The organism is Photobacterium indicum, from assembly GCF_003026215.1.
GTDB classification, from domain to species: domain Bacteria; phylum Pseudomonadota; class Gammaproteobacteria; order Enterobacterales; family Vibrionaceae; genus Photobacterium; species Photobacterium indicum.
The window spans coordinates 275391-295977 of record NZ_PYOC01000002.1 but is presented as its reverse complement, the minus strand read 5'-3'; the positions used below and the strand labels follow the sequence as shown (position 1 = coordinate 295977).

Annotated in this window: 23 protein-coding genes and 2 pseudogenes; 15 read left to right on the top strand and 10 right to left on the bottom strand. The window is 39.0% G+C overall.

Translation table 11 applies throughout. The annotated features are described in order from the left end of the window. The first annotated feature begins 1 nt into the window (after window position 1). From C9J47_RS07240 to C9J47_RS27515, 8 genes and pseudogenes are all read left to right on the top strand, one after another. The gene (locus C9J47_RS07240) at window positions 2-433 is read left to right on the top strand and encodes a hypothetical protein (RefSeq protein ID WP_245903363.1); all 432 of its coding nucleotides are present in this window, start codon (window positions 2-4) and stop codon (window positions 431-433) included. Further along, window positions 430-1449, top strand: a complete 1020-nt coding sequence (locus tag C9J47_RS07235) for a hypothetical protein (RefSeq protein ID WP_107252918.1) — start codon at window positions 430-432, stop codon at window positions 1447-1449. The genes C9J47_RS07240 and C9J47_RS07235 overlap by 4 nt, the downstream gene beginning before the upstream one ends. 37 nt (window positions 1450-1486) lie before the next feature. Further along, the gene (locus tag C9J47_RS07230; RefSeq protein WP_107252917.1) at window positions 1487-3691 is read left to right on the top strand and encodes a hypothetical protein; all 2205 of its coding nucleotides are present in this window, start codon (window positions 1487-1489) and stop codon (window positions 3689-3691) included. A 205-nt stretch (window positions 3692-3896) separates the two neighbouring features. Then, a complete protein-coding gene (locus C9J47_RS07225; RefSeq protein WP_107252916.1) occupies window positions 3897-4526 on the top strand; it encodes a LysE family translocator in 630 nt (209 codons plus the stop codon). A 730-nt stretch (window positions 4527-5256) separates the two neighbouring features. Further along, window positions 5257-5535, top strand: a complete 279-nt coding sequence (locus tag C9J47_RS27315) for a DnaB-like helicase N-terminal domain-containing protein (RefSeq protein ID WP_245903360.1) — start codon at window positions 5257-5259, stop codon at window positions 5533-5535. A 28-nt stretch (window positions 5536-5563) separates the two neighbouring features. Further along, window positions 5564-6115 (top strand): annotated as a pseudogene (locus C9J47_RS27310) (DnaB-like helicase C-terminal domain-containing protein). A gap of 564 nt (window positions 6116-6679) precedes the next feature. Beyond that, on the top strand, window positions 6680-7933 hold the full coding sequence (locus C9J47_RS07215; protein ID WP_107252915.1) for a zinc metalloprotease: 1254 nt from the start codon (window positions 6680-6682) through the stop codon (window positions 7931-7933). A 585-nt stretch (window positions 7934-8518) separates the two neighbouring features. After that, the gene (locus tag C9J47_RS27515; RefSeq protein ID WP_342749861.1) at window positions 8519-8680 is read left to right on the top strand and encodes a hypothetical protein; all 162 of its coding nucleotides are present in this window, start codon (window positions 8519-8521) and stop codon (window positions 8678-8680) included. A gap of 162 nt (window positions 8681-8842) precedes the next feature. On the opposite strand, the gene C9J47_RS07205 is transcribed toward C9J47_RS27515, so the two are convergent. From C9J47_RS07205 to C9J47_RS07195, 3 genes are all read right to left on the bottom strand, one after another. After that, the gene (locus tag C9J47_RS07205; RefSeq protein WP_107252914.1) at window positions 8843-9856 is read right to left on the bottom strand and encodes a hypothetical protein; all 1014 of its coding nucleotides are present in this window, start codon (window positions 9854-9856) and stop codon (window positions 8843-8845) included. Between the two features lie 147 nt (window positions 9857-10003). Further along, on the bottom strand, window positions 10004-10846 hold the full coding sequence (locus C9J47_RS07200) for a pPIWI-associating nuclease domain-containing protein (RefSeq protein ID WP_107252913.1): 843 nt from the start codon (window positions 10844-10846) through the stop codon (window positions 10004-10006). Between the two features lie 124 nt (window positions 10847-10970). After that, window positions 10971-11411, bottom strand: coding sequence for a hypothetical protein (locus C9J47_RS07195; RefSeq protein WP_107252912.1), 441 nt, complete (start codon window positions 11409-11411; stop codon window positions 10971-10973). Window positions 11412-11997: 586 nt separating this feature from the next. Here C9J47_RS07195 and C9J47_RS07190 point away from each other — a divergent pair. The 7 genes and pseudogenes from C9J47_RS07190 to C9J47_RS07160 all read left to right on the top strand — a co-directional run. Next, the gene (locus tag C9J47_RS07190) at window positions 11998-13038 is read left to right on the top strand and encodes a GIY-YIG nuclease family protein (protein ID WP_107252911.1); all 1041 of its coding nucleotides are present in this window, start codon (window positions 11998-12000) and stop codon (window positions 13036-13038) included. A gap of 209 nt (window positions 13039-13247) precedes the next feature. Further along, complete coding sequence (locus C9J47_RS07185) at window positions 13248-13442, top strand: hypothetical protein (RefSeq protein WP_245903358.1); 195 nt, start codon at window positions 13248-13250, stop codon at window positions 13440-13442. A 146-nt stretch (window positions 13443-13588) separates the two neighbouring features. Next, entirely contained in the window at window positions 13589-13840 is a 252-nt protein-coding gene (locus C9J47_RS07180) for a hypothetical protein (protein WP_107252909.1), read from the top strand. A 41-nt stretch (window positions 13841-13881) separates the two neighbouring features. Next, the gene (locus C9J47_RS07175; RefSeq protein WP_107252908.1) at window positions 13882-14442 is read left to right on the top strand and encodes an N-acetylmuramoyl-L-alanine amidase; all 561 of its coding nucleotides are present in this window, start codon (window positions 13882-13884) and stop codon (window positions 14440-14442) included. Next, complete coding sequence (locus C9J47_RS07170) at window positions 14439-14915, top strand: hypothetical protein (protein WP_107252907.1); 477 nt, start codon at window positions 14439-14441, stop codon at window positions 14913-14915. Before C9J47_RS07175 ends, C9J47_RS07170 begins: the two co-directional genes overlap by 4 nt. A 240-nt stretch (window positions 14916-15155) precedes the next feature. Then, window positions 15156-16118, top strand: a complete 963-nt coding sequence (locus C9J47_RS07165; RefSeq protein ID WP_107252906.1) for a LysR family transcriptional regulator — start codon at window positions 15156-15158, stop codon at window positions 16116-16118. 153 nt (window positions 16119-16271) lie between these two features. Next, window positions 16272-16535, top strand: a pseudogene (locus C9J47_RS07160) (GNAT family N-acetyltransferase); the annotation flags it as partial. A gap of 46 nt (window positions 16536-16581) precedes the next feature. Here C9J47_RS07160 and C9J47_RS07155 read toward each other — a convergent pair. The 7 genes from C9J47_RS07155 to C9J47_RS07125 form a co-directional block, all read right to left on the bottom strand. Next, window positions 16582-17253 carry an RES family NAD+ phosphorylase gene (locus C9J47_RS07155; RefSeq protein ID WP_107252904.1) on the bottom strand — a complete coding sequence of 224 codons (672 nt, stop codon included), beginning with the start codon at window positions 17251-17253 and terminating at the stop codon, window positions 16582-16584. Then, on the bottom strand, window positions 17244-17645 hold the full coding sequence (locus C9J47_RS07150) for an MbcA/ParS/Xre antitoxin family protein (protein ID WP_107253453.1): 402 nt from the start codon (window positions 17643-17645) through the stop codon (window positions 17244-17246). Before C9J47_RS07150 ends, C9J47_RS07155 begins: the two co-directional genes overlap by 10 nt. 351 nt (window positions 17646-17996) lie before the next feature. Then, window positions 17997-18311 carry a hypothetical protein gene (locus tag C9J47_RS07145; protein WP_107252903.1) on the bottom strand — a complete coding sequence of 105 codons (315 nt, stop codon included), beginning with the start codon at window positions 18309-18311 and terminating at the stop codon, window positions 17997-17999. A gap of 78 nt (window positions 18312-18389) precedes the next feature. Continuing rightward, a complete protein-coding gene (locus tag C9J47_RS07140) occupies window positions 18390-18662 on the bottom strand; it encodes a hypothetical protein (RefSeq protein ID WP_107252902.1) in 273 nt (90 codons plus the stop codon). A gap of 10 nt (window positions 18663-18672) precedes the next feature. Then, on the bottom strand, window positions 18673-18870 hold the full coding sequence (locus C9J47_RS07135) for a hypothetical protein (RefSeq protein WP_107252901.1): 198 nt from the start codon (window positions 18868-18870) through the stop codon (window positions 18673-18675). 400 nt (window positions 18871-19270) lie between these two features. After that, a complete protein-coding gene (locus tag C9J47_RS07130) occupies window positions 19271-19969 on the bottom strand; it encodes a ferredoxin reductase domain-containing protein (RefSeq protein WP_107252900.1) in 699 nt (232 codons plus the stop codon). After that, a complete protein-coding gene (locus tag C9J47_RS07125; protein WP_107252899.1) occupies window positions 19959-20537 on the bottom strand; it encodes a cyclase family protein in 579 nt (192 codons plus the stop codon). Before C9J47_RS07125 ends, C9J47_RS07130 begins: the two co-directional genes overlap by 11 nt. Window positions 20538-20587 lie beyond the last annotated feature (50 nt).

The following is a 20587-nucleotide window of genomic DNA, read 5'->3' as shown; positions in this document are numbered from 1 at the left end:
CATGTCAGACCAAAATAATCTGTCAAAGCCTGATTTGAGTAGCGATTACTCAACAGAGGTTTTGCAAACCATTCGTGGGCACATCATTCGTTTATGGAAAATGGATTATTCAGGTATGGGTGGCCTAGTTGCTGGGTTAAAACGAACAGCATTTAAAACCGTTAAGACAAAAAAACATATTGAGATTTATAACAGTGGTTCGGATGGGACAGAAACGAAGGTTTTTGATTCTACGGACTTATTACCAAGCGGGATTGAAGATGTACCTGGGCTTCAAGATGAGTTAAACAAAAACGGAAAATTTGGTGATTTTACGTTAAGAGAAACGGGGGGAAAGCTGCAGATTTTATATGGCCAAAACATCATTTGGCAGATTGACTCAACAGGGAATGTGAGTGCTGAACAAAATGTATCGGCTAAGAAAACGTTATGACAATCAAATCATCGGGAACAATCAGTATACAGGACATTGTCGATGAGTTTGGTGGGGATGCACCGCATTCATTGACTGAGTATTACCGTGGTGGTGGCCGTGTTCCCGATATTCCACAGAATGATCATATACCAACGTCAGGAACAATTAGCCTGACTGACTTTTATGGCGCTGTAAATGAAATTGTTAGAACAATCACCACAGGCGGACTCAAGGCTAGCTTTGGGGCTTTCTGGGGACAGAACGTTCCGAAACGCGCCATTATCAATGGCGGTGTAACCCGCGCGTTATTGAATATTGAACCAGGTATGAGTGGCACGCTTGTTATCGATAACTACGGCGAAATCCAAGGTTACGGTGGGAGTGAAAATAGGAATGGTGGCGATGCGATTATTGCGAATTCTGACAATGTAATCATCAACAACCATGGTGCCATTCGTAGTGGCGGCGGCGGTGGTGGCCATGGTGGGGCTGGTGGTCGAGGTTCATACCCAACAACGATTAGGGACGGAGAACAATACAGTAAAGGGAGATACCACTATTACATTTTCGGCTCTCTAACCAGTATTTATTGGAATGGGCAAAAAATTTATTCAAATCAACATGCGGCATTTCACAGTACAAGTCAGAGAATTGGGAACATAACTTATTACCGAGGGACATTTCATCAAGGAACCGCAGGTAATGGTTATTACGGGGTCAGTAGAGTGCGGCCAACGACATCACCAACAAACGGTGGAACCGGAGGTGCTGGTGGACGAGGTCAAGGTTACGGGCAAGGTAAACAAAATGGTTCAGCAGGTCGTACTGGTGGAAGGAATGCTGGTCGCGGCGGCAATGGTGGTAACGGCGGAACATGGGGCGGTAATGGTGGGACAGGGCAAACAGGTGCTAATGGTAACGTAAGCCATGGTTCAGTTGGTCATGGTGGTGGTCGTGCTGGGATAGCGATAAGGAAGAATGGGCACAGTGTGGCCATCAACAATCTCGGTACGATTAACGGTAGTGTTGCTTGATTTATAGGGTTTAGGCGTATTGCGAATAGGTTGATATATGGCGATTACAACGTGTGAAGTAAAGGCGATGATAACCACTGCGGATGGAACACCCATCGAAAATGCGACGGTTATGGCGCAATTGAATGATGTAGTCATTTATAACGGGATCATTATTCCTGAAGTTATCGTTAAGAATACCGATGCAGCAGGCATCGCATTACTCGACTTGTGGCCCAATGAACTGCAAAGCATTCCCGAGACCTTTTACCAGGTAACGATTGTCACGCCTAGTCAAGAATATAGCCGGCTCAATATTAAGGTCAGGAACGTCGATAAATCGAACCTCTATGAACTGGTCTCTGATATTTCAAATATCAAACCGACTCATCGCTTAAGTATCCTCGATCCTAATGGTGACATTGCGTTGCCTAATAACGCGATAATGATTGGTAGTGAGCGATCAAGTGCGGTTCAGTCTTACAGAATAAAGAAAGCTGTGATTAACCAACCTTATGCCTGGGGATCGGGGGAAATGTCCCTCACGTCAGATGGCACTAAAACGGTTATCTCTCATCACACTAGTCTACCGAATAGTCAGGAATCCTTTTTAATTGGCGAAGGGTTTTTATGGCATGCCAAAGGTACCGAGGCCGCAGTGAAGATCTTCACAGAAGATAATCCACCAGACGCATCACAGATTACAAACTTACCAGATTTGGCGGCGCTAGCGAGTGAAATACCCAAAGCGAAAAAATGGGCGGTAAATCCTGAAGATGTGCCAGTTGAACCTGGCAAGTATTCATCGTATCACTACGCACAAAAAGCCGCTGATATTGCCCGTCAGATGGCAACAGATAAAACCTCTATTGATGCGATGAACATTCCGCAAGTAGGAGTGGATGTTCAGGCTGCTGCCTCTCAGGTATCTGGAGATAAAGTCGCGGTGCGTGCAGATCGTCAAGCTGTCATTGCATTGAAGCAAGATACTGACGTCGCAAAAAATAAAGCGGAAAAAGCTGCCGTGAGTGCACAATCTGCCGCTGCAGGGGCAATACAAGACGGTGGGGTGTTTACACCGACAGCTGAAAAGCCTTATCCAGATACACCAGTACTATCAACCATCTGGTGGGTACTGTTACCAAAAGGGTTGAAATTTACCTATACGGGCGGTGATTTAGTCGGGACTGATTACGCCACGGTCGAGAATGGCAGTGAAATACATTATGACGCTGTCACGGCGAAGTTCTACTCAACCGGCGATGATAAGACGGTTGATTTATCCTCTTTGAACTATCTAGATCCGAACGGTGGAACTATGACAGGCCCCTTTACCTGGTTTGGGTCGGGTGGTGCATTACTTCAATATAGAACTAGCGCTGGTATAAAAGAAGTCTTTGGTGTCCATGCATTAGATGGAGAGCAAACTGTTAATGTGGGTGATGCTGATATGTCGCTTCACTTAGCTGCCAAAGAGGCACCCAGTATTGAGGTCAATGGAAAAGATGACTCGCTCGTTTTACTCTCCCAGCTGTATGAACTGACAAGACGGCTATTGGAAGGAGGTGGGCTTATTAGTGTTGGCGATGATCCAAAGACTAAAAAAGCGGGGCTCTATTACGTCAATGGTAAGTTTACCGGTGCGCCAACATTACCGAGCAACAATTATGTTGGCTTAATGGAAATCAAAAAGGGCTTTAATGGTACCAATGGGAGCCTGATTGAGTACCACACGGTTGATGGCGTGTATGAATTGCTTGAGCTTACGGGGGGCTGGTCTTCAACGTGGATAGAACCATCATCAGGGGGCGGTGGTATTGCGAGCCTAGGGGGGACGCTGGATTCTGACCTTGAGCTTGGTGTACATGGTATTAAATACAACCGAAGTTATATCCTCGTTGTGAGTAACGGCAAGCTCATATTCGGCGATCAAGAAATGCAGATGGAAGTGGTTAGTAAACTGGTTCCAAAGTGGAGAAGGGATAGCCGTCATACTTATGACTTTTTCACAAAAGCTAACCCGCCACAATCCTCTCAAATTGGTGGTATCTGGGTTGGATGCTTGATTGAGGTTGTTATCGAAGATGGGCAGCAGGTAGGTGTCCCAGCTGGTGGAAGGTATCACCAATGTGATGGTTCAACGATCCCGCCGTTTTATTATGGATTAAAGCAGATGTTTCCTACAGGGAAGTACCCAAATATCCCTGTCGTTGATATTGCACCGAACATTAAGAAGTACACGTTTATCAAGGTGAAGGACTAATTGCTATGTTAGTTATTGAGGTATTTGTATCGTTATGATACGTTCGTTTTGTTCAGACAATTGTCGAACAAAACATGGAGCAAGATGTATGTATGTAGTCATAAAGCTGGGTAGTAATCGCTGCCCGCCCATTCTGTAAAGTATCGATTTAACGAAATTTTTTAAGGCGCATTTTATGCGTCGCGATATCTTATAGGATTTTTTTATGACTATTCATACTTTAAGTGCCTTTGCTGGCATCGTATTCATGCTGGCGATTATTCCTGGCCCCAATGCCCTTCTAATTTTGTATACCTCCCTAACACATGGAAAGCGACAGGCTTTTGTTAATATATTAGGTATAAGTTTTGGTTTTTTATTGCATGCCTTCGTCTCTGCACAAGGCTTGAGTATTTTACTTGCTCAATCAACTACAGCTTTCAACATATTTAAGTGGTTGGGTGTTGTTTACTTATTTTGGCTCGGTGTAAGTAACATCAAAAATGGCTTGAACATTTCATTGCTAAAATATGATTCGAGTCCGAATATAAAAAAAACACCTTTAATTAATAGCTTCTTCAAGGGGTTATTAACTAATTTACTCAATCCTAAGATTGTATTGTTCTACTTATCTATTTTCCCTCAATTTATTTCACCGCAGCATATGTTGGAACAAAGCATGGTGTTAGGAATAACTCATGCATTGGTCGTTGCTAGTTGGTTTCTCGTTGTGATCTTGTTTTCTGTAAGACTTAAAGCGATGCTAACATCATCCAAAGTGGCTAAATGGTTAAATTATGTCAGTGGAGGATTATTCCTTAGCTTTGGTGTTACTTTAGCGAGCACTCGTTTATAAAAAGTTGAATGAAAAGTGGGTAGCAAGTTAGTTGCCCACTTGTCGATTGAAGCCATTTCATTCTGTTTGATCTTTTTTATAACAGACGAACGTGTATAGATTTAGAACTTTCTTATTTTAATAAAATGATCAGTATTCGCTAGAATTCTTTCGATCTTATTCCACTGCTATCCAATGAGTACTTAAAGAACTTTGTTGCAAAAAAAACAAGTTTATCAGGTGCGTTATCTTCAAAAAATGTAGGTTGTTGAGGGCTCATATCTCTTGATTTTTTGGGGGCATATTGGGGGCAAAACTGATCGAAAAATGGTGTTTGGGGGCAAAATGGGGGCAAAAAAAAACGCTTGGAAATGGAAAAAATATTATCAAAGTGTATTTTAGTTTATTGATATATAATGATTTTTTCATGTTTAACAATTGGTTAATATTTTAGTGCCAACATCCTGCCCAGTACTTTGGATAGCTATTTATTGGTGTTGCTTTCGTGTGCATGTGTTGACCTCAATCTTTGGAGGCGGGAATTATAGCCGTTCAGTAAATGGCTGGCTAGCCCTTATATTTACTGACTTTTTGGCGCAATTACGCATGATTTTTATGTGGTTAAGCATAGTTGTAAATAAATGGAGGGAATAAAACATTTTTTGCTTTAAATAAACCGTGTCAATCCAGTGTGATGGAAGAGGGCTGTAAAATATTCTACTCGCTAAAAATGGGTAGTTTTGGTGAGGTCATGCATCGTGATATTTATCGAGCAATTAACAACGTTGCTCAAACAGGTTCTCGCATTGACTTGATTACCGTTGAAGCTGAATTACGTAACTTGCTAGGCATTGATAGCAACCAGATTGATTTCCACCTGTCGTACTTTGTTGAGCTCGTCAATAACACGCCATCATCCCGTAACGTAATGGCTTACGTGTCCATTGTGAAAAATGCAGCTGTCGAGCGTGAAGCCTTGAGCCCGTATCGATTCAGGTTTGTTCTATCAGAACTCCTAAGATGTATATAACTTCGATACTGAGTTTGCCAAAGCCAGCCTGGCCATAAGCGAATACAACAATACCAAGAGTTATATCGATGACTCACCCAGCGTCACTATTACTTATATCGAGGCTGAATCGCGCAGGTTGCACCGTGAGGTTCCACTGGCTGCAATTATGGTGGATTACTTAACACTGATGACTACTGAGAAGGCCGAACGTAATGACTAGGCTTACGGCGATATCACTAAGCGGCTCAAGCAGCTGGCCAAGGAGTTAAATTGCGTTGTATTACTGGTTACTCAACTTAACCGCAAATTGGCAGAGCGCGCAGATAAAAGACCACTGCCATCTGATTCACGAGATACCGGTCAGATTGAGCAAGACTGCGATATTTGGATTGGGCTGTACCGAGACTCGGTATATCACGCTGACTCACCAAACCCACCGGAATTGATGGAAGCCATTGTTCGGTACAACAGACATGGCGGTACAGGAACTGCGTATCTCGAACTAATTAATGGGTATGCTGGTGACTTCCTTAGTAACGTCGTTTTCGATAATCCATCGGCAAGAAAAACAATGTCGGCCAAGTATGCGAGGAAATGATAAGGATTAATATAATGAGGATAAGATATAGTTTGTAATAAACTCATCGATTTTATTAGTGAATTTACAGTTGACGTTTTATTTTGTTGTTCTGCAATTTTTTGCTATTAGATGGATAAGGGATTTATGAGTTTTACAAATGGTGAAATAAAGTATTGGAATCGGAGTCACATCAAAGAATGGTAGTCATAAAAACGATCGGTATGATTTACTTATAATAACATTATAGATTTCTTCATGTTTTTATCTATTGCTACTCCTATCAATAAAACAGTGTTCATTTTGTGTTTCTTATCTTTCAATATTAACAACTGCCCAGCTTATGCAATTGAGGGTATATTCTTCTCCATGTTATTCATTTTCTCTAAGGCGGTAGAATATAAATATTAAATTAACACTTATGATTATCTTATATATACAGAGTAAATGAGGTTAGATACCTTGATTGAATCTTTGAGCTATAAGTTGATTATGACAAGTGGAGTTTTCTTGTCTGGACTTTTATTGCGCCATGTTGGTGAAAAGAGAAACATAATGAGGTTTTAAATTTAAAAGGGAAAAATAATGAACAATAAAATAATTGGAAGTAATGTTTTATCATGCAGGTATATGTTGATTTTAGCTGGTCTTTCCGTCGCTAGCTTTTGTTATTCAGTAAGTGCAAGTGCAAGTGAAACAGCGACAGCAGGTAACCCTAACCATGAAAAATATATTAATGCAGAGAAAGTAGATAGTCTGAAAATTAGTTTACGTTCGCATGGGCTAGGGGTGGATCGAGAGCAATATGGCCTAACCCCTGCAGTAAGTGTAAGTGAAAGCGTAGATAAAACTAACCTAATAATATCACATGACTTATATATTGATTTTGATAAAAATGCATTTTCAAACTTAGCTGGAGTCACTGACTTTGATAGTTTTTTCAAGTATTCCTTTAGACCATACTTAAGGTTGGCTGAAAGTAATTGTAATAGTTTTAAGCTATTAGATTCTGAAGGTAATACTGATATGCTAAGCGGCAGTAATACGAAACATATTATTAATAACCATAAGTATCTTTTACAATTTACGTGTGTAGCTGATATTCATGCTAACGAAAACTATAAAATAGCATTTAAATTAAATTCTCCTATGAAAGCTACAGAATCAAGTAGAAACTTGATAAGTTGGAAGTTTCCTAATGAAGAAGATAATTATTTGTTTGCAAAATATAATATTGAAAATAACATTACGAAAAGTTTAAAAGAATATGTGGTTTGGTCTAGTTATACAGCTAAGCAAGTTGGTATTGATTCTTCACCCTTCTTGCCACTTCAAGGGAATATAACATACTTCCTTGCCCCTACGATTAGCGATGTAAGAGACCACTACAAACAAGCTAGTGAGAAAGATGCAGTGGTTAATGCGCTGGAAGATATGAAAAACTCGTTGAATGCTTTTAATTATGCTGTAACTTTCGAAGAAATAAGTGATAGTGATACTGCTGATTTAATAATAAGTCAAGAGGGTGATGGGCCTCTAGCTTCTTGTTGTTCATATAACGCAAAAGCACATAAGTTTAATTTATTGAAAATCAAAGAAACGTATAATTTTTTACTTTTCCAAGGCGTTCCGAATGCGATTATAACTCATGAGCTCGGCCATGCGTTTGGACTTCCACATCAAAGTAGTGATGTTTATAGTATTATGAATTATGCAAATGATGGTTATTTCCCTCATAAACTGGCAGCTCCTAAGGTTTCAGGTTCAAATAATACTGTATTTTCAGAAGCTGATGTTAAAGTCTTGGCTAATCGCGCTGCTGAAATAGCAGCACAATAATAAGACATACTATAACTCAAATAAAAGGCACTTATAGTCGGTGCCTTTATTTTAGTTTGTTCTGAGGTATAAAGTGTAGACGGTACTATTGATTGTAACCCTCATTAGTAGCCTTTGTTCGAGACTATCGCCATGGTGGTACAGGAACTGCGTACCTCGAATTAATCAACGGGTATGTTGTGACTTTCTTAGTAGCGTTGTTTTTGATGACTCACCTACAAAAAAACAATGTCTGCCAAATATGCGAGGAAATGGTGGTGGTGCGCACTGTGTTTGCTTTATGGTAAATAGAAACAAAGTTGACAGATTTGCAATATCAATAATTGCAATGGATACCATAAGCCTTTGTAATTGTTGATAAGGTTAACAAAAGTCATGGTGTCTTCGAAACTCACAGGGAACTACATTTTTCGCAGATTTGAGTGCGGTTTAAGCAAGAATGAAACCAGCGAATTATGCTTCAAAAGTGTGAGAACCATCACGCTATGGGATGGAGGTCAAGAGATACCACCAGAGTGTAAACGGCTAATGAGAATGTACACAGGAAGAGAGGTAGGAATAAGCGAAAGCTGGATAGGGTGAAGAATAGCCAAAGAAAATCTAATTTCACCAAATGGTTTAAGTATCTCTTCAAACAAAATATTAACAAGCACAGCGATATTAGAGATAGGTGCAGAGCAGGATAGTCGTAATGTATCTTTAATCATGAAAACAGCAAGGACGTTAAGAAAAGCACTAAAGAACTAACAACTATTGGTGAGTACACTAACAACCATTGAATAAAGGTTGTTAGTGTATGCCTGAAAACTTGATAACGAACTCTTCCTTAAATTATCATCACCTACCTGCTCGGCTGCCTAACGTCTAATATAAGTTGCTCTACGGCATCACCTTGATTGCTTTGTGTGCTTACTTTTCCAAAATGAACGTGAAAAACTCAACGATAAATTTTTCATTATCTTGGTTGAAGTAAATAAAATCATCTTCAATTGAAAAAATATCTTTGTTCAGCACTCTCACGTTACTGTGCCTGATGAATAGTAAATTCATTGGACTTCTTTTAACTTTAGGCTTTTCTATATAGTCGCTTAAATCTAGTGCGTAATTTTCATCAATAAGATCAGAAACTAGTCGTTCATCTCTAGAAGAACAAGATAAATAAAATTCAGTCACAACATTTTGTTTTTCACTTAATTTACCAAACTTAGTCACGAAACTTTTTACTTTCTTTTTCTTACTATAACTCTCCAGAAATACCAAGATGGTAATTAATCCGAACAAGGTAAAGAGAACTAGAAAATATCCAATAAATACATAAACTGCAGGGTTCCAAGGGTTGTTATCGTCAGCTTGGCTAAATTTCGTTATGGTTAAGTCTGATATATTCGCTAACTTACCTAAAGGCGATATTTCAAGGCTTTTATCGGAATCTTGTAATAAAGTAAATTTAAGTGTAACAGTGTCACCAGAGTCGAATATTACCTTTGAGAAAATTACATCGTCGATGCCTTTTTCACTAACACTAACATTCCCTGACAGTAACTTCGACTCTAAATCCGTTGAATTACTATAAGTGACCTCTGAATCAAGAATTTTGGCATTATAGAACCGTAACCCGAAAGGCTCTAGCTGATCATAGTAGCTTTGAAGTATAGTATCGCCTTTATTTTCAATACTTACCCGTATCACCTTTATTTCTTTTTTGCTCTCTAAAATATCATCATTTTTATAGAGCACTTTCAAATTTTGAATTTTCCCTTTAACTTCGATCAAATTCACTTCATCGATTAGTGAGATATTCAATTGAAAAGGATTTCTATATTCTTGCCAATAAAAAAACGCTGCGGCCATTAGTACACCTATGAATGACCAAGCAGAAGCACTAATAATTTTTTGAACCATTGATGATGAATTACCACTCATTTATTAACCTTATTTTTATTTTTACCTAGCTTACAACTCGTAGAAGCACATAACACCTCAATCAGAGGTGAAAAATAACTGGCTAAAATTAGCGACGAAGGAGCAAATCCAGCTGTTTTTTGTCCTTTGAATTGACTTATTAGGGAGCTACTCGTACCAATTCGAGGTATCGACATTTAAATTATCGACTTCCATTACACTGCCTAGCGGTGCCTTAAACTTAACATCTATTGTTCCACCAAATGGAAATGACGTTGAAATAACAGCTCCATCGCCTTTTCGGAGGTCTGAACCCGAACCATATTGAAGCTCACAATCAAGGTGCCCAGTTACTCTAAGTATTAGAGATTTGGGACCAATATTTTCTACATGAGCTCCGTCATGATAAATGTCTTCGATAAACTGGTGCGTCGAAAGCTCCATGATTTCGGTAACAGATTCAGAAATTATACGATCTAGAAGACTGCTATCTATTTCATCTATCAGCATACCAAGTACTTGGTTTCGTGTTTCGGAGATCTTTTCGACAAAACCCAAAGTAGCTTCTAAGCATTCTGTAGATAGCCTTTCTACTTCTGATTCAGTAATATCAAATGTATGTGGTTCAATATGTGTATATCCACTGAGTAATTTTATAATAGAAAGAAGTTCTTTAATGACCTCATCAATTTCTTCCATTTCAAGTTTTTTAGTCACGTAGAAGTCAGACAATCCGCCTTGAATTGCATATTTTAACCGCTGCTGACGTGTATATTCTGTTGAAGATGTTGGATCAGGTTTAAACCAATCACATTGAGATACTTCGTCATCAGGAGACAGTCGATGTAAAACATGGCGCAACAACTCTCTCAAAGAGTATGCGAAATTATTAAACCGTAGTGGGTTGGAAATATTTAAATTACTGAATGCGGAATTAAGCAATGCTAGCTCGAATCCATCAGCAAAAAGGCCAGAAATACGATCTTTATAAGCTGCTTCCAAATGTTTCAATTTTTTCTCCCTAAAATTGTATTCAACGATCTTAGATCGTATATCTCACTGTAATAGCGTAACCATATAGTCAGGCGTAGTTGGGTGTTGGTTTCTAGTGTATGTCAAACCTTCCCCCGCATTACTAGACGGGGGATTCTTTACCACCTTCAACATCTGTTTTATTAGCAACGTTGGTAGGGTTTTTTAAACCATGGGATTGTAATTTATTGTTCTTTTCTACCATGCTTATAGCTCTATCCATCATAGACTCGATAGCAGAATTATCCGTATCTATAACACCTTCTAATGCAGTAGCAAGCTGAGCTAACTCTGCAAAATCATCTCTTTCACGAAGGTACAGCCGCCCTGTATCCCAGTCTTGACGACTTTCAAATTTGTCTAAAGTGTTAATTTGATTTTGCCATGCCATTTGTTTTTGCAGTGCAGCGTTATTAACTCCAGCAAGAAGGTACTGTAACTCTCTTTTCGTTTTATTAGATTCATTAATGACGGCCCATTGGTAAACAGCGATTACCGTACTTAATACAGCTAGAGCCAAAGAAATAAAAGTAATCCAATCCATTATTGCCTCAAACAAAATTTTTGGTTCGCAAAATACCTATTACGTTAAATAGCCGATTTAGTAGGGTAAAACACCGCACTAAGCTCCTTAACGCTTACTGCCTGCTATTTTAGCTCGTCATGTATAGAAAATAATACAAAATGTGTCTGAAAGTTTATTGCAAATATCAATGCTTATGATGTTGACCATGTTATCAATTCAGCTTCGGCATGATTTGATGGTTAACAAATCAAAATCATAGTTTTTGTCATTTAATTAAGAGTAAGAGCAACTTGGTAGTCCGAAGGGCGGTTATGTGGCTTTTTGAGTCAGTAGCGGTTTCGACCAGCGAGTTTTGCAGAAAAAATGAGATAGAGGAGTAGTTTTCTGTTGCCTGGACTTGAAAAATATTTGCTATCTGTTTAAGTCGCAAATCCAGTCGACTTTCTTCATCAGCTGCTGACTATCCGATAAACTAATAAGTTTAGCCTTGTTAAGCTTGTATGAATATTGGTCATAATATTTATACTTCTTCTTATTTGACTCAATATTCTTCATATTGATATGGTGTAGAGCATTAGTCTTCTTAGCTGCCGAATACAACGAAATGGAAGAGAAAACCAAAGGTTTTGTGTATATTTTAGAAGTAAAAGATATTGTTCTCCCTGTCTGTAAAGTTGGGATGACTACCCGAAGCCCATACCAAAGATGCGATGAGATAAACAACAGCTCAACTGGAGATTTTATTTGGTCAGTGGCACATTACATTGCGGTGGATAACTGTAAAAAATTTGAGTCCTTAGTTCATTCAAAGTTAGCTCCTTTACGACAGAAGAGGCGAGAGTTTTTTAATCTTAATTCAGATGATGCTCACGTCGCATTGATATCCATACTCGACAACCAATCTGAAATAAAGAAAATTAATGAAGATAAAATCGTAGTACCACAAGAGATGCCCACAACAGTCAAGCATCGCAAGACTAAGAGAAAAAATAACTTTAAGCGAATCGACTCTGAGTACGCAGATTTACTTCAATCATTCTCTTCTGTACTAAACGTCAAAGGTCGTTCTTTTGGGCAACTTAACAAACCTACTTTTGGTATGAGTGATGGATATGATGGAGTTCAATGGAATTTGTCTGTTTCTACTGATACTGGTGCTATCAAACTTGGTATTAATCTAGAAGGTATGAAGTATGTTGATTGGCCTATTTCTAAATTTATTCAATCTGAAATAAGCAATCCTCAAATTTTCGCCATTAGAGAGCGATTAAGTATGCCAGAAAACGTATTTATTAGGTTTACTAGGGATGCTTGGCAAGTCACTGCTAGGCCAAATATTGTTGAAAAATATTTGGGCGGAAAGGAATACTGTTTTGCCGACATTAATGCGACTCAGTGGTCGTTAATACTAAACGAAGCATTAGAATGTCTAAACAAAAAGGCTGATTACCGTGGTCGTGCTGTTCAAGATGTTACTCTCGAAAATCAGAGTGGTGAAAATCAAGTTCGTACTATGACTGTTTCGCCCCATCTAACTATTTGGTCACCGTTGAGTACCGAGGGAAATGTACAAGAAAATATTCTGGGCAAACTTAAGGAACTAAAGTCAGTATACGATTGGGTTAAAAGAATTAGCCATAATTAAGTTAATTCTTGATTTATTTAAAAAAGCTAACTTATTTCCTCCATATACAGTTTAGTGTAGTTGAGTCGCTTTAAACCAAATATGCCCTAAAACGTGTTTAAAGCGCACGCCACAATCATTAAATATGACGAAAACAATCAGTGCTGGTGGCTCTAATTGTTTTGTTAAGCATAATCAAACAACGTTTAATATTATGGAGAGGCTGCATCATGCCGGAACATAACATGAGAAATGTTGATGAGATGCTTAGTTCATCAGTAGCAATGCTAGAAGTGTTGGAGGTCTTGGTACTTGAGGGATTGCTTATAGATTACGTCGATGTTGAAAAGATTGGAACGTACATTAACCACATAAAAAATAACCAACTTATCGTTGCCCAGATTATTGAGCAATGCATTAAATAGTCAAATCAATTCGCTAATTATAGGTGAGCTTTCTCCTTTGATTAATGCCCACATAATTTTCAAAAATGATTAAAAGCTTCCCACAAAACCACAACCACCTTCTTGTAGTGATTTATCTTTACTGTGTATAGATACAGGGGTAGATCATGACTATTCATGCAGGAGTAACCGTTTTAGCCGGGGCCATCAGCGCTGGTGTAGCACTTCTTGGTAGCGTGTCATATTCATCATTTCACGATGGAGAAAACAGCCGTCAGATTAAAGTTAACGCTGAGCACATCCACCAGCTTGAGTTAAACACTAAAGACATCGCAACAACACTGCATAAGATTGAAATTGATACCGCTGTATCCAGAGAGAAGGCCGAATGGCTCTATGACAATGCCACACAACCATAACGGTGCGTCATGGATTAATCTCATAAACTTTGGAGCATGTAATGAAGACTATTGCTTTAATTATTGGCCACTCTGCGAAAAGTGGCGGAGCCGCAAATAGAACTCACGGTATCAATGAATTTCAATTTAATGGGCCGCTTACGCATTCAGTTGCTGAAAAGCTGATGCTGTATGGATTCGATCCGATTATTGTTTATCGTGATTGTTCTTACTCAAAATTGCCCAAGAAGGTGAATCAAACGGGTGCAGACATTGCGATATCCTTCCACTGTAATGCCTTTAATGATAAAGCGAATGGCTCAGAGGCGCTTTACTATAAACATAGTGCGAAAGGTATTCTTCTTGCCTCAGCAATACAGAAAGAAGTGGTTCAATGCCTCGGTTTAAAAAATCGTGCTCTCAAACCTTGTGTGGCATCTTATAAAGGTAAAGCGGGCGACCGTGGTGGCTTACTTCTTCAGAAAACCTCAATGCCATGTGTAATTGTAGAGCCGTTTTTCATTGATAGTGATAGTTCGCTTGAACTGGCACAAGAAAGATTTGATGGCCTGGCTAAAGCGTACGCCTTAGGAATCAAACACTTTTTGGGAGATGAGATATGAGCCTATTAACAAAAATTACGGATGTTGTTGGCGGTTCATTATTTGGCTCGGTTAAGGAGTTGATAACAGATTACTTTCCACCGGATATGTCCCCTGCAAAGAAAGCAGAGCTGCAGCGAAAAATCGATGAAATGGAATTTAAGAAGCAGATAGCCATTCTTGAAGCTGCTGCGGATGCTGAGAAAACGCTAAACCAGCGTATCGCTGAGCAAGAGGGGACGGCAAGTGATTTAAAGCAATTGCCAATCGTAGGGCGGGTAGTCCTTTTTCTACGTGGTCTGCAGCGTCCTATGTGGGGGTTCTTTGTTATGTACCTTGATTTTGAATGGTTCACGAAGGCGCCAGCATATACCGAACAACAGCAATCAGCTTTAATCGTAATTAATTTGTTGGTTCTTGGCTTTCTGTTTGGTGAAAGAACGATAACCAATTTAAAGCCGCTGATTGTGGAAGTATTCGGTAGGGGGCGGTGATAGTTTGTTATTTTCTACTTTATTGGTGGGGTAAGGAATCGTTTCAGCCATTAGAGGAGATTCGATGAATAAATGATTAATATTGGTTCATGTTCGAATTATAATATTCGGATTAGAGTGTTTCGCTTTGTTGATGAGAAGTCAGTCCATAATTAGTTTATGTGTTTTAGCTCAGGTTAGGACAATAGCGAATGAGATAGGATAGCCTGTCCTTTTAAACGTGCTCTCCTGGTAATTAACATGCTTTCTTTAAAAAAATTTACAGCTCTTGATCTCAATCTTTTAGTTTGTCTTTATGTATTGCTTGAAGAGTGCAGTGTTACTCATGCCGCTAGGCGACTTCACTTGAGCCAATCCGCAGTTAGTAAAAATTTAACGAGATTACGAGAACTGCTGAATGACCCACTTTTTATTCGTGCCTCTCACGGAATGAAACCTACGCCACGTGCACTTGAACTATTACCTACACTAGAAAAGCTCTTATGCGACGTTGAGGATTTTATTGCTCCTGTCGTTTTCGATCCGCATGCCAGCAATCGTCGTTTTAAAATAGCTCTAGAAGAGACAGTATATACATTACTTTTACCGAAATTTATCAATGATATCTTTACTGAAGCGCCAAATATCACTTTAGATGCTCAATCTTGGTGGAAACCAAATACTTTTGAAAAATTAAAAAATGGAGAGCTTGACTTTGGTATCTTCGGTCAAGATGTGAAAGATAAAGATGCTATTCCGGCCTTTAAACAATCTAAAGGTATTTCTTCTCATGAATTATGTAGTGATAGTCAGTTGTGTATAGTTCGAAAAAATCATCCAATTTTATGTAAAAGTAATAGAGAATGGGATCAATCATATTACTTAGAACAACGACACATACAAGTACGCAGTGGACTAGATGATCATTTGTTTCTGGATAATATATTAGCTGATAAAGGTTTAAGTCGTGATATAGCAATTTATGTATCGGATATTAATAGTGCAGTAAACTTGTGTGCTCACACTGACTTTGTTCTTACAGCACCAAGTTATTTTGTTAATAATCTCGTTACCAAACTTGATTTAGTTGTATTACCGCTACCGATTGAACTTCCTTCTATCACATACACGTTATTTTGGGGACAGCATCAAGAAAAAGATCCTAGTCATCGTTGGTTTCGTCAAATGATTATTAGTCACTGTCGAGATATTACTACTATGTGAAATATAAAATAAAATTAACAGAATAGAAGATTTTATTTCTATTAACTCAAAGAGTTTTCGGCGGATGCTTTGATTGAATCTATGTTTTAAAAGCTTAGATGATGAACAAAAAGCACGTGTATCCCGTCTTCCTCTAACTAGTGACGAGGTGGCTATATTGATGGTGACAAAGCTAGATTGAGGAAGTTTGCGACGTTACTTGAATTCCAAAATAACGGTATTGGAACTAAAGTTATCAAACACATTATTTCTGAGTTGAAAGACTCAAGTGTGGACTATTTCTGGTGTGACGCGCGTACGAGTGCTTTAGGTTTCTATGAGAAACTGGGCCTTCAAAAACAAGGCATAGAATTTAAAAAGTCAGGTGTCTTATATTACAAAATGGCGGTTCAGTGGAACTTAGAAAAACAAACATAACAATCTGTTTATAACGAATGGTATCCGTACCTCTGATTTACAAGGTCTAAATAGCTATATTTTTGACCTTGTTGACTTCCGCTATTTGTTTGCCATCCCAAATCATTTCAAGAAGATAAGTTTGTACTACGTCATAAACAGGCTTAGGCGTGAATAGTGCCCAGCATACATCGTTAGGTGAACGTACTGATGGATACTGTACGGCTTGATAACCATCTTTCTTTAAATGACGGGCGAGCTGCTGAGATGCCGTATAGCAATTAAGATCTAGGATGGCTGTATTGTCTGGTTCTACTATATGGATTGGAGTGGGGTTATGAGCAATGATAAGTCCACGAAACAAGAAGCGGTCATATTCCAATCCCTCAATGTTTGACCAATATTTTTGCTGGTGGTATTTAACCTCTAATGCGGCTGCCTGATCATTTGAGGCAATATATAATGCGCCAAACAAGCCGTCATTGAACCGACCCCCATCTGGATTAATATGTGTAAACGGGGCAATCGCATAACTCCTACCGCGTTCACAGTGGAAAGGGATTTCTGACTGGCTAATTAAAGTAATATCCCCGACTTCATCACGTAATCGGGGATTGGTTATCGCTTGGATTGCATAGAGAATCTCAAATTCTTCAGGACTGGCTACGTCATCAAATAAAGTAATGGCAGGATACTTGGTATTGATCAGACGATGCCCTTTGATTACATCTAGCCCCATAATCCACCTCTTAATGCGTCAACACGTCGAGCGACCTCATACAAATCGCCAAATTTACCTGACTCGATAATCTCAAGTGGTGTATGGCCTGCAAAATAGTCATTGTTGTTCTTCATACTCATAAAGCCACTGATGTTAGCTGGATTGCTGAACACAATACGCAGTGCTTGGTGCATGTTGAGTATGTAGCTTACTCTCTCAAGCTGATCATCACTTAACTTCGTCATTTCAGGATCCGCCTTGAACTTATGATATGACGATTTAGAGAGTTTGAGTATTTTCTGACTCTGCTGTGCGGTACATCCCCATGATGAAAGAATGTTATCAGCGGCTTTAAATCCGGCCATAGCCAGCGCTTTAGAGTTAAAACCGGTGTTTTTTGCTAGGCTCATAATATCAATCTCAATGTGGAGTGTTTTATTATTATAGTCCATGCTGGGACTGTAGTAAAACACTCCACGAAGTAACGGGTGACGAATAATGAAATCGTTCGCCACTTTGTTTTACGTCATAGACATGCTGACTCCGTCTGAATTCTTTCTTCAATGTATATTGTTTCACATTAGTTAAAACGTATGACTTCAATAATTTCGTTAAACATTAAATACGCTTCATCATTATCTCGATCTCGCTTGTTATTATTGGTACTTATAGAGAGCAACAGTTGTTGAATGATTTTTTAGATTGTTAAATAGCCCAATAAAAAACATAATTTTCTATTAAAAGTGGTATGTTGAATAAAGTTAGCCATCCCTTTTATTTATCTCACGGCTCTCACGTTCTGTTTCTCTGTCGGCTAGATATGCTACGTTTTCAGTCATTTCTATTAGCGAATATGAGATCCCAAAAGCTAGAACTTTTATTACATATGCTGAAAACGAAATTAGCAGAGCGATAGCGACATCAATTTTAGTGGTGGTGTGACTATTCGCTGGATTTAAAATGATAATTGCAATAGCTCCAATAGTGATTAACGTTAAAATAATCGTGAAAACAGCATCTAAAAAGACAGCTGTCTTCTTAAAGGAGGTAACCCTCGAATTCATATCTAAAATCATAATGTGACCCTATTAATTTTATCCTGAATGCTGACCGTTAAGTCTCCCATGCATTTCTCAAATAGTTTCTTATCGCTATTATTTCTTCTTCGTTATTTTTTTAATGGAAAGTCGGAAGCTTGGTGTGGTGGGTATTGCGGTATTCATCATTTCATTGAACGTGGCATAAGCATCAGTGACAAAAACCTCAGAGTCGACAAAGACGATAAAAGTCTGGTCTCTATAGTTCATTGGGCATCTAGTGTAGATGGTTCGGTAACCATGCTTAAGGCGTGAGAGCTCCCTTAATGCTGAATCACCAGCAAGTACACGAAAGCTAAGATCCTTGTCTATAAAGAAGTGCTTCATCATTCAATCCCTGTTAAAACGTTTGTTTGACACTGATTCCTTGAGCTTCTCCCTCTTGATGTACATCAACGTCTAATCCGCCACCTGATTCGTAGTGACCATGATAGGGTTCATCATCATTGGTCGGTTGTTTGGCTGGAGAGGAATCGCCATGCCCCCCTGTACAACCTGACAACGCAAAGATGAATCCAATCAGAATTAATTTACCCATTTCATTACTCCTTATGTTTAATCAGCACGGGTTGAAACGTATGCTAATACCTTTCTATACGTTTGGTGGATGGTATTTATATGAAAGCAGGTTGTTATTAAGCCTTTGCTTTTTTGTGTTTAACCATCAGCGAAAATAACACATATGTATAAAACGTCGTACAATAGTGATGCGAAAAGTTACATTTCATATATGAGCATTATTCGATAACTATCGTTAATAATTCCCGCCTTATGTGAGAGCCGAAAGAAGCTTATCGACGATAGTGTGCAGGCATGCGTACTTTCCGGCCACTTGCCCAGCTAAACGCTGGGCTTTTTTGTTTCTCAGTGGCGTTGCTTTGTTTCGCATCTGCGCTATGGGTTGATTAAATCAGGCACTAAACTGTGCCTGAACAAATTTATGCTGCGGGTAACGCATCTGAATAAATATTTAGTCGACCTTCACATTTATTTTTAAGGTGTGAATATGCAACCTGAACCATTTCATAGCGCCCGCAGATATAAATATCTGGCAGAGTGCTGAAGTCGCAATCTTCATAAACGATAGCGAGTAACCTTCCTTGACGTGCCACTACACTCTTTGGGCTAACTTCAGTTACAGGAATATAAGTAAAGCCAGAGTATGCTGCTTCTAATTCAGCAAGATAACCATGCTCATAAAGATCAGCCTCACTATGGCACCCCCAATAGAGAGTAATTTCACTCTCGGGGTTACGTTTTAGAGCTTCCTTTAATAGGCTGCGGGTATAGGTGTAACCTGAACCTCCTGCAACCAGTACTATTTTCCCATCAGCAGGACGCAACCAAGCATGCCCCTTCGCGCTTTCAACAATCACGCTTTCTTCATTTTGAAAGCACTGTTGCAGGTACACTACACTTTTAGCTAACGTGCTATCATTTAAAATGCCGCCTAAATGTAGTTCAAACTTGCGGTTCCCCTCAGGTGAGCTGGCAATTGAAAATGGTAATTTTTCACTCTCCCCTAACTCAAGTAGTACATATTGACCCGCAAGAAAATCGAAGTCACCTTCGGCTTCTAAAATGACGCTTAACGTTTTTGTGTTAAAGTACGTCAAATTAAGGATCTTACAATTCACAGACCGCTCCCTCCTTACCTAGCGCAATAACGTTACAGCGTTTACCCGTTGAGGCAGAGGTTGGATCGAAACTAATCTCCAGTGAATCTAAGGTATCAAGCATTACTTTACTCAGGCAGATGTTTTCTATAACGAAACAATTATTCTCTTCACAGCGCTTATCAAACGAAATATGTTCATCTCCATGCGCACCAATTCCATAGCTATCAATCGCTATAAACATTGGCGAACTATTCAGGATCGAATCTAGTACATCACTATTCAGTACTGTAGATTTCGCACCGTAATTTGAATTCCCGTAACCATTCTCTTCAAAGTTTCCTGTATATAGAATCAATGATTTTCCCGATAGTTCAAGCGTTTCAACCTGAGCTAACGTTGGCATTGCTTCCGAGCAGTCAATAATGTGAATTGGTGTCGTATATGCTGCTTCCAGTGGTATTTTGGTATAACAATCAATGTGGGTGCCGATATGGCCCATTGCATTTACAGAATCAGACTGGCGCTTCGCCCACTGATAAGCAGGATGGTCTTCTGAAATTTCAATACTAATATTTTTTCGGTTCATGTTTCTTCCTCTTCAAAGTTGATAGGAAGTATTCTAGAGACAATATGCAT